The organism is Luteococcus sp. Sow4_B9, from assembly GCF_052116585.1.
In the GTDB taxonomy this organism is placed as follows: Bacteria; Actinomycetota; Actinomycetes; order Propionibacteriales; family Propionibacteriaceae; genus Luteococcus.
The window spans coordinates 1-1,044 of the sequence record NZ_JBQKKT010000063.1 but is presented as its reverse complement, the minus strand read 5'-3'; the positions used below and the strand labels follow the sequence as shown (position 1 = coordinate 1,044).

Genomic DNA, 1,044 nt, shown 5'->3' with positions numbered 1-1,044 from the left:
TACTGGCTGCGCACCCCGGTCGGGAAACTCCACACCGACCGCTACATCCCCCTCGACCCGGCCCTCAAGACCCTCATCGACACCTGGATCGCCCACCGCCCGTCATGGCAGGCCAGCGACCTGCTCCTGCTCGAACGCGGACGGCCCATCCCACCCACCCGCGTCGACAAGGCCGTCCAGAAAGCCGCCACCGCCGCCGGTATCGGCCACGTCCACCCCCACCAGCTGCGACACACCCTCGCCACCCAAGCCATCAACCGAGGCATGAGCCTCGAAGCGATCGCCGCGCTGCTCGGCCACGCCGACTTGTCGATGACGATGGTCTACGCCCGCATCGGTGACCGCACCGTCGCCGACCAGTACTTCCAGGTCACCAACAAGATCGAAGCCCTCTACCAAGCCACCGAGCCGGCCATCCCCGTCCTGCCCGCCGAGGCCGCCGGTCCAGCCATGACCGCCCTGCACGCCGAAGTCGACAAACGCCTGCTGGGCAACGGCTACTGCCGCCGACCCGTCGAGCTCGACTGCCGCTACGAAACGATCTGCGAAACCTGCCCCATGTTCTTCACCACCCACCACCACCGGCCCACCCTCATCGCCCAACGAAACGACGCCTGCGCCAAAGGACAAACCCGCCGCGCCGAGATCTACACCAGCCTCCTCGAAGACCTCGATCACGCCACCGCTTGACACCGATCACCCACATAAGCCGAGGCCGCCTTCAAGATCTCGTTCGCGCGGCGCAGTTCGGCGTTCTCCCGCTTCAGGCGTTTCAGCTCGGCCGATTCCTGGCTTGTCACCCCAGGGCGGACACCCTGGTCGATCTCGGCCTGGCGCAGCCACTTGCGCAGCGTCTCGGGCGAGGTGATCCCCAACTTGGCGGCCACCGACTTGATCGCGGCGAACTCGGTCTCGTGCTCCTCGCGGGACTCCATCACCAGCCGGACAGCCCGCTGGCGCAACTCGGGCGGGTACTTCGAAGGACGTGCCATGAGAGTGATCCTTTCAACGAATTCACTCTCCGGACATGCCGGGGCGGTTCAG

At 66.5% G+C, this 1,044-nt stretch carries 1 protein-coding gene and 1 pseudogene; one reads left to right on the top strand and one right to left on the bottom strand.

Annotation, left to right across the window (positions count from 1 at the left end; genetic code table 11):
- Nucleotides 1–690 (top strand): tyrosine-type recombinase/integrase (locus ACTQ49_RS14945; protein ID WP_441828627.1); only part of this gene is annotated, 690 nt, incomplete at its 5' end.
- 8 nt (nucleotides 691–698) lie between these two features.
- Here ACTQ49_RS14945 and ACTQ49_RS14940 read toward each other — a convergent pair.
- A pseudogene (locus ACTQ49_RS14940) lies at nucleotides 699–992 on the bottom strand (transposase); the annotation flags it as partial.
- Between the last annotated feature and the right edge of the window lie 52 nt (nucleotides 993–1,044).